10 protein-coding genes are annotated in these 8,840 nt (G+C 45.8%); all 10 read left to right on the top strand.

What is annotated here, in order from left to right:
- Positions 1-746: 30S ribosomal protein S2 (rpsB, locus tag Q0314_RS06215; RefSeq protein ID WP_298057565.1), on the top strand; the 746-nt coding region annotated here is incomplete at its 5' end.
- Positions 746-1,810 (top strand): translation elongation factor Ts, encoded by a 1,065-nt coding sequence (gene tsf, locus Q0314_RS06220; protein WP_298057566.1) that lies wholly within the window; start codon positions 746-748, stop codon positions 1,808-1,810. The genes rpsB and tsf, both read left to right, overlap by 1 nt.
- 4 nt (positions 1,811-1,814) lie before the next feature.
- A complete protein-coding gene (locus Q0314_RS06225) occupies positions 1,815-2,471 on the top strand; it encodes an ABC transporter ATP-binding protein (protein ID WP_298057567.1) in 657 nt (218 codons plus the stop codon).
- A 429-nt stretch (positions 2,472-2,900) separates the two neighbouring features.
- A complete protein-coding gene (fliR, locus tag Q0314_RS06230) occupies positions 2,901-3,662 on the top strand; it encodes a flagellar biosynthetic protein FliR (RefSeq protein WP_298057568.1) in 762 nt (253 codons plus the stop codon).
- Positions 3,663-3,726: 64 nt separating this feature from the next.
- Entirely contained in the window at positions 3,727-5,316 is a 1,590-nt protein-coding gene (locus tag Q0314_RS06235) for a saccharopine dehydrogenase (RefSeq protein WP_298057569.1), read from the top strand.
- Positions 5,317-5,925 (top strand): guanylate kinase, encoded by a 609-nt coding sequence (gmk, locus tag Q0314_RS06240; RefSeq protein WP_298057571.1) that lies wholly within the window; start codon positions 5,317-5,319, stop codon positions 5,923-5,925.
- A gap of 40 nt (positions 5,926-5,965) precedes the next feature.
- Positions 5,966-6,190, top strand: a complete 225-nt coding sequence (locus Q0314_RS06245) for a twin-arginine translocase TatA/TatE family subunit (protein WP_298057572.1) — start codon at positions 5,966-5,968, stop codon at positions 6,188-6,190.
- 9 nt (positions 6,191-6,199) lie between these two features.
- Entirely contained in the window at positions 6,200-7,786 is a 1,587-nt protein-coding gene (gene argS / locus Q0314_RS06250; RefSeq protein WP_298057574.1) for an arginine--tRNA ligase, read from the top strand.
- Between the two features lie 68 nt (positions 7,787-7,854).
- Positions 7,855-8,202, top strand: a complete 348-nt coding sequence (locus tag Q0314_RS06255; RefSeq protein ID WP_298057577.1) for a VanZ family protein — start codon at positions 7,855-7,857, stop codon at positions 8,200-8,202.
- Positions 8,203-8,430: 228 nt separating this feature from the next.
- A partial coding sequence (locus Q0314_RS06260) for a neutral zinc metallopeptidase (protein ID WP_298057575.1) occupies positions 8,431-8,840 on the top strand: 410 nt, incomplete at its 3' end.

The raw sequence follows: 8,840 nt of genomic DNA on the forward strand, positions 1-8,840 counted from the left end.
GCAGATGGAATCCGAAGATGAAAAAATTCATTTTCGGCGAGAGAAAAGGTATCTATATCATAGATCTACAAAAAACTATCCGCTACTTCCGCTACACTTATAACGTCGTGCGCGACGCGGCTGCAGAGGGCAAGACTATACTTTTCGTAGGTACTAAAAAGCAAGCCGGCGCAACTCTAAAAGAGTATGCCGAAAAATGCGGCATGCCGTACGTAAATCACCGCTGGCTAGGCGGCATGATGACGAACTTCGGCACTATCCGCCAATCTATCCGCAAGCTCGAAGTAATCGAGGCTATGGAAGAAGACGGCTCTATAAATTTACTAACTAAAAAAGAAGCGCTAATGCTTCGCCGCAAAAAAGAGAAGCTTCTAGCGTCTCTAGGCGGTATCAGAAACCTAAAAACCGTGCCTGATATGATTTTCGTCATCGACACCGTAAAAGAAAAAATCGCCGTACAAGAGGCTAACCGCCTAAAAATCCCTGTCGTAGCTCCGATCGATACAAACTGCGATCCTGACGTTATCGACTTCCCGATCCCTGGCAACGACGACGCGATCCGCTCGGTTCAGCTTTTCTGCCAAGAGATGGCTGAGGCTATCATCGAGGGACGCTCTCAGCTTGAAAAAGACGGCGGCGAGCTAGAAGAAGGCAAAGAGGCCGTAAGCCAAGCCGAAAAAGACGCAGTCGTAAACGAAGCTGTTAACGAAGACTTCTCCGAGGACTTCAGCGAGGACGAAGAGTAATGGAAATCAGCGCACAAATGGTAAAAGAGCTCCGCGAATCAACCGGAGCCGGAATGATGGACTGCAAAAAGGCGCTAGCCGAAGCTAACGGCGATATGGAAAAAGCCGTTGATATATTGCGCGAGAAAGGCCTAGGTCAAGCTGCTAAAAAGGCTGACCGCCTAGCTAGCGAGGGGCTTGTGAGCGTTGTTGTTTGCGACCACTGCAAAACCGCAACTATCAGCGAGATAAACTCTGAGACAGACTTTGTCGCTAAAAACGCTCAGTTTCAAAATTTGACAAAAGACACTACGGCGCACATCCAGACAAATTTGATAAAAGACGTCGAGAGCCTAAATGCAAGCGTTATCAACGGCGTTAAATTTGAAGATTATTTTAAAACCCAGATCGCTACTATCGGCGAAAATTTGGTCGTTCGCCGCTTTGAGACTATAAAAGCGGACGACAAAGGCGTAGTAAACGGCTACGTACACTCAAACGGCCGCGTAGGCGTACTGATCGGCCTAGCTTGCGAAAGCGCTGAAATCGCAAGCAAAGCGGCTGAATTTGCAAGAAATTTGTGTATGCACGCAGCCGCTATGAAACCAAGCGTAATAAGCTATAAAGACCTTGATAAAGATTTTGTCGAGAAAGAATTTATCGCACTTCGCGCCGAGCTTGAAAAAGATAACGAAGAGCTAAAACGCCTAGGCAAGCCGCTTCACCACATCCCTGAGTATGCTAGCCGCTGCCAGATAGGCGATGCCGAGCTTGCTAAAGCTACGAAAGCCATCGAAGAAGAGCTAAAAGCTGAAGGTAAACCCGAGAAAATTTGGGATAAAATCATCCCTGGCAAGATCGAGAGATTTTACGCCGACAACACCGTTTTAGATCAGCGCCTTACGCTACTTGGACAGTTTTACGTAATGGACGATAAAAAAACTATCGAGCAAGTCGTTGAAGAAAAAGGCAAAGAGCTAGGCGGCAAGATCGAAGTAGTAAAATACGTTCGCTTCGAGCTTGGTGAAGGCTTAGAGAAGAAAAACGAAGACTTTGCGGCCGAGGTTGCGGCGCAAATAGGCTAAATTTATGGAAATCTTAAAGGGCGTAAATCTAGGCTTTGCGTATGATTATACGCTCTTTGAGAATGTAAATTTAAGCGTCAATGCCGGCGGCAGCTGCGCTATAACGGGCGTTAGCGGCTGCGGCAAATCAACCATACTCCATATACTTTCTACTCTTTTACGACCCAAAAACGGCGAAGTTATCTACGGCGGCAAGTCGCTTTACGACTTACCTGCAAACGAGCTTTTACGCATTCGTAGATTTGATTTTGGTATTATTTTCCAGGCGCACTATCTTTTTAAAGGCTTTAGCGCGCACGAAAATATCGAGCTAGCCTCCGTTTTATCCGCGCAAAAGATCGACGATGAAATTTTGGCAAATTTAAAAATAGACGGCGTAATGAACCAAAAAGTAGGCGAGCTAAGCGGCGGGCAGCAGCAACGCGTCTCGATCGCTAGAGTGCTTTGCAAAAAGCCGCGCGTGATATTTGCCGATGAGCCGACCGGAAATTTAGACAAACAGACCGCAAACGAAGTGATGCAAACGCTGTTTAACTACATCAAAGCAAACGATGCGGCGCTGGTTTTGGTCACTCACGACAACGAGCTTGCGCAAAAATGCGACGAGGTTTATCGCCTCGAAGACAAAAAATTCTCTTTAATTTCTCCCGAAGCTATTTGAATATTTTTGCAGCAACGATTTGCCAAATTTATGGCTTAAAATTTAAGCTCAAATTTGTGAGCTATTTTTAAGTCAAATTTATCGTAAGAGGTTTTGTGTTCGCAAGACATAGCGACTTGTTAAAATTGCCGCGACAAGCCTAATTTCGACTTCGGCAACCGACAAAACATAAAAACGAACGCCTACAGCTTGCCGTGCCGCAAAACTAAAATTTAACCCAAAAACAAAAATTCAAAGCGGTCGATAAATTTAAACCGCCTGAATTTTAAAATGGGCAACTGCGTGTATAATTTTAGCGCTCAAAGCAGCATTTACCGCGCCTAATCTAGCTAAAATTTCCACACGTTTTCATTTGGCTTTTAAATTTACCGAATTTTCAAGGATTTAACCCTAAAATAACGGCATTTAAATTTAAAACGAAAGAGTCAGGTGGAGCTAGTCGAGTTTTTCGCGCCCGAGCGCGTCATCACCTTTATGCTACTGTTTGCGCGTATCGGCGGGCTGATGTTGTTTTTCCCGTTTTACGGACACGAGCAGATCCCTATGAGCGTCAAGACCGCGTTTTCGTTTTTGCTTACGCTATTTTTGTTTCCGCTTGCTAGCATTAAAAACGGCGAGATTTACTATCTAGCCGTAGAGATCGTGAGCGAGGCGGCGCTGGGTGTTTGCGCGGGGTTGCTGCTTTACATCGTTTTTGCTAGTTTGCAGCTAGCAGGCGAGCAGATATCGATGATCATGGGCTTTTCGATGGCTTCGGTACTTGACCCGCAGACCGGCCTTAGCTCGCCCGTAATCTCAAATATCATAAATTTCCTCGCTCTTATGACTTTTTTGGCCTTTGACGGGCATCATTTGATCTTGCTTTTTATCTCAAATTCGCTTACGCACGTGCCGCTGGGCGGCTTTTACCCGAGTCCCGATATCGTGCAGTACGCCTCAAAGTCCATGATAAATTTATTTACTTTTGGATTTATCATTTCCTTCCCGATTTTGGCGCTTTCGCTGCTTTCTGATTTGATTTTCGGTATGTTGATGAAGACGATGCCGCAGTTTAACCTGCTAGTCGTGGGCTATCCGATCAAGATCACGATCGGCTTTGCCGTGCTGATCGCGATACTAGCGGGCATGATGGAGCTTTTTAGGCAGCTTGTGCTTCGCGTTATCAACGACCTTCCGTCGCTATTTTTCTAAAACTAAGCTTGAAGTAATGGAAAATGTTTTAAAATACGTTTTTTAGGTATAAAAAGGAGAATTCGTGAAAATCGTTCTTGTAAACGCCAATCCCGCGGTATCGCGCTTGGCGACGCTGGCTCTTAGCAAAATGGGTTACGAATACGTCGAGATCGGCGATGCCAGCGAGCTTAGCGGCGTTTTTGACGTGCTTATCATCGACAGCGATATCGACGCAAAAGAGATGAACCTAAAAGAATTCGCAAATAAAATTTTATACCTTTCTTCTAAAAATTCTCCGACCTTTGAAAATGCCGACAGGATACTGCCAAAGCCGTTTTTACCGACGGAATTTATCACTATCGTAGAGGATCTGGCGAACAAAACAAAGAGCGCCGAGCCTGCTGCGGCAAAAGACGAAACCGCCGAGGTCTCGGTCAAGGGATTTGAGTTTATAGACGATCCGACCGAAGACGTCTTTGAAGACGAGATCATGGAACTGGATCCGGGCGAGCTTAGGCTAGACGACGAGCTTGACGATATTTCGCAAGCGGCATCCGGCAAAGATAGCGCCTTTGACGAGCTAAACGAGATCGTAAAAGCTATCGACGATATGGACGAGCTAAGCGAAAAACTCGGAGACGAAGAGCTGGATCTGGACGGCGAGGACGATGAGGCTATGGAATTTGACGAGTTTGAAATAGCCGCAAAAGACGATAAATTTGACGATCTTTCTACGGATTTGGATATGCCGGATGAGCTTATGGATATCAAATTTGAAACGGCGGACAAGCCTGAACTCGGCGCAACGCAGTTCGTCGCCGCGGACAGCGAAGATGAGCCTGGAGAGGCTGAGGATAAATTTGAGCTTGATTTTGACGGTAGTATCGAGGATATTAAACATCAAATCGACGAAATAGATAAGATGGACGAACTATCTGAAAATTTGGATACTGGCGACGAACCTTTGGACGCTAAATTTGAGGCAGCGAACGAGCCTGATATGGCCAAGTTTGTCGATATGGATGGTGCGGACGAGCCTGAAGCTTTGCAAAGCCTTGAGCAAGCGGAAGATGACGATAAATTTGCAATAGAAGAAGCTGAGGAGCAAGAGGATATCTTCGCCGATATGGATATGAAATCCGACGAGCCAGACGAGCAAGAGGTGCAGGTCAAAAATAGCGCCTTGGGCGATGAGTTTTTGCTAGACGATATGGATTTAGCGGGCGAGGAAGAGAAAGAGGATTTTAAGAGCGAAGCAAATTTAACGCAAGATGCTTTGGATGATGAGCTTGCGGATGATATTTTTGCTGTAGAGGAGCAAGGCGAGACGGAAATAAGCTCCGAGCAGGAAGAGCAAGAAATCAGCGAGCCTGAAGCCCTGCAAAACGAGCCTGAAATAGAGCCGCAGATTGATCCGAGCGAGTATGGCGACATCGAGCAAATCAGCGAAAAAGATATGGCTTTAGCGCTTAACGAGAGCGGATTTGAGAGCGGCGAAGCGGCGGATTTAGGCTTGCACAAATCTCAAACGGCCTCAAAAATAGACGAGCTTAAGGCTCAAATTTCAGACGCTGTGGCTAAAAATCTAGAAAATTCGCTGCAAGACGGCGAGCTCCGAGAGGCTCTAAAAAATCTCAACATAAAAATCAATATAAGCTTTGAGGAAAAGTAGTTGAAAGGGCAAATTTTAATTATCTCCGGCCCCAGCGGTAGCGGTAAAAGCACGCTTTTAAGCCGTCTTTTAAAAGAGGAAAATGATCTTTACTTTTCGATCTCAAGCACAACGAGAGCGCCGAGACAGGGCGAGACCGATGGTGTGAATTATTATTTTACAAGCGAAGACGAGTTTAAAAAAGGCATAGACGCGGATGAGTTTTTGGAGTGGGCGTGCGTGCACGGCAACTACTACGGCACCTCGCTAAAGCCCGTTTTAAAGGCGCTTAAAGAGGGTAAAATAGCGATTTTTGACATTGACGTGCAGGGTTTTAATATCGCAAAATCAAAATTTGCCCAAAATATTACCTCCGTTTTTATCACGACTGCTAGCAAAAATGAGCTAAAATCAAGGTTGCAAAATCGCGGCACCGATAGCGCGGAAACCATCGAAAAGCGGCTGATAAACGCGGTCGGCGAGATGGAGCATATCTTAGAATACGATTATTTTTTGATAAACGACGACTTGCAAAAATGCTACGAAAATTTGCGCGGGATTTTGCGCTCGATGCGCCTAAAAACGTCAAATTTAGACGCAAAAGAGATTATTAACAAATGGAATAATTGATAAAATTATGCTAATATAACGAAAACCAAAAGGAGAAAAAATGGGTCCAAGCGTCCAACAATTGCTTATTATTTTACTTATCGTGGTCTTGCTTTTTGGAGCGAAAAAGATCCCCGAGCTCGCAAAAGGCCTAGGTAAGGGAATAAAGAGCTTCAAATCGGAAATGGAAGACGATAAAAAAACCGAAAACGTAGAAAAAGTAGAAGAGAAAAAAGAAGAAACCGCAACTGCCGCAAAGACCGAAGATACGGCTAAAAACGCGTAAGGAAAGGCGTTGAAAAAAAGCGTAATAAACGAGATAAAAGGCGCCGCAAGCTTTGACTTTGCGCTGGAAAAGCCAAAAGATAAGGGCTTGGCGCACTACGCTATGCCTACTTTTAGCCTAGCAAAACAGCTCAAAAAATCCCCAGTAGCCATCGCTGCCGAGATAGCGTCTAAATTTGAAAATAGCGAAGTTTTTGAGGCTACGGCGCTAAACGGATATATAAATTTTAAACTAAAGCCTGCATTTTTGGATAAGTTTGCTTCAGCTAGCCTTGCAAATCCGAACGAGTTCGCAAAAGGCGGCGCAACTAGCGGCGAGAAAATTTTACTCGAGTACGTCAGCGCAAACCCGACCGGCCCGCTTCACATCGGGCATGTTAGAGGCGCAGTTTTTGGCGATACGCTAGCTCGCGTTGGGCTTCATATCGGCGAAAATATCTCGACTGAATACTACATCAACGACGCAGGCAATCAAATCGAGCTTCTAGGTACGTCTATTTCGCTTTGGGCGCGCGAAAATCTGTTCGGCGAGAGCGTGGCGTATCCGGAGAAATTTTATCGAGGCGACTACATCGAGCCTATCGCAAAAGAGGCGCTAGAAAAATTCGGCAAAGAGATATTTTATGACGAGAGTCGAAATTTCGAGTTGGCCGAGTTTGGCAAGGATAAAGTGCTTGTTTTGATCAAGCAAAATTTAGCCGACGCGCAAATTTTCATCGATAACTGGGCTAGCGAAAAGAGCTACTACGACAAGCTTCCGCTCACGCTAGATCGCCTAAAAAACGAGAACGGCATCTATGAGAGCGAGGGTAAAATCTGGCTAAAATCAAGCGAAGTCGGCGACGAAAAGGACCGCGTCATCGTGCGCGAAGACGGTCGCGGCACCTATCTGGCCGGCGACGTCGTGTATCACGACGATAAATTTAGGCGCGGATTTGATCGCTGTATCAACATCTGGGGCGCCGATCACCACGGCTATATCGCGCGTATGAAGGCGGCGCTACATCTGCTTGGATACGACGAAAATCGCCTTGAAATCATACTTTCGCAGATGGTGAGCCTGCTAAAAGACGGCGAAGCCTACAAGATGAGCAAGCGCGCGGGCAACGTCGTGCTGATGAGCGACGTGGTCGAGGAGATCGGCTATGAGGCGCTTAGATTTATGTTTCTTAGCAAGCGCTGCGACACGCACCTGGAGTTTGACGTGGACGAGCTAAAGCGCGAGGATAGCTCAAACCCGATATTTTACATCAACTACGCACATGCAAGGATCAATCAAATTTTTGCAAAAGCCGGCAAAAACGTCGCCGATATTGCGGGCGTGAAATTTGCAAATTTAAACGAAGACGGCAAAAATTTGCTATTTGAAGCGCTTACGCTAAACGATGTTTTAGTCGATAGCTTTAACACGCGCGCGGTAAATAAAATTTGCGACTATCTAAAGAGCCTGGCTGCGAATTTTCATAAATTTTACAACGAAAATCGCGTCGTAGGCAGCGAGAACGAAGACGAGCTTTTAAAGCTTTTCGCCGTCGTCGCGCTCTCGATAAAAACGGCTCTAGGGCTAATGGGTATCGCCGCAAAAGACAAGATGTAGAGTCGAATTTGAATAAATTTAGAAGCGCCAAGCGGCGCTTCTCGTTTAAAAACAACCACTTAAAATCCATGAATATTTCTAAAATTTCCGCCGCATTTTTCTTTATATTTTTGATAGCCATAGAGTATCTCGCCCTCACGCCCGCGCAGATAAAACTCATCGAAAACAGCTGGGATAAGGCAAATCATTTCATCGCTTTTGCCGCGCTTTACGTTACTTTGCATTTTGGCTTTTCTAGGTTAAATTTGGGCGCAAAGGTTGCTATTTTGCTAGCTTACGGCATCCAGATAGAAGTAGCGCAGTCGTTTGTGCCGGGCCGCTATTTTAGTCTGTTAGATATCGTTGCAGACGGCATCGGTATAGTTTTTGGGATCTTGGCGGCGAGAATTTTGAACGGATTTAAGGCGAGATTTTAAATTTAAGACTCCAAATTTGACTAGCGCGAGATTTTTATACCGCACCGTTTTGCCTGGTGTAAATTTAGCATCAAATTTGCAGGCTCAAATTTAAACTAGCCCGCGGAGTAAAACGATAAATTTATAAATAGTCGCTAAAATATGCCCTAAATTTAGCAGCAAAAGGCAAGAAAAGAGCGCAATCCGCAGCTAAATTTAAGCAAAAAATCCAAAACGAAAGAGTAAAAAATGAAATGGCAAGACAGCAGACGAAGCGACAACGTCGAGGATAGACGGCAAAACAGCGTAAACAGCATGGGTTCGCTGGGTGCGCTCATACCGATTATCAGATTTTTGCTGGGCTCAAACATTGGCCGCGTGGTGCTAGTTATCGGCGCAGTGGCGTATTTTATGGGCTTTAACCCTCTAGCGCTACTTGAGGGCGGCGGCGCCGGCACTCAAAGGGCGGCATTAGATAGCCCGCAGGAGAAAGAAAAGGTCGCCTTCGTCTCGGCGGTATTGGCGCAGACCGAGGACGTGTGGAGCAAGGTGTTTAAGGCGGGTGGCGCGCAGTACAAGGAGCCTAGTTTGGTACTTTTTAGAGACGCGGTCTCTAGCGCGTGCGGCATGGCGAGCTCGCAGACGGGGCCTTTTTACTG

The organism is uncultured Campylobacter sp. (assembly GCF_938040115.1).
GTDB lineage: Bacteria > Campylobacterota > Campylobacteria > Campylobacterales > Campylobacteraceae > Campylobacter_A.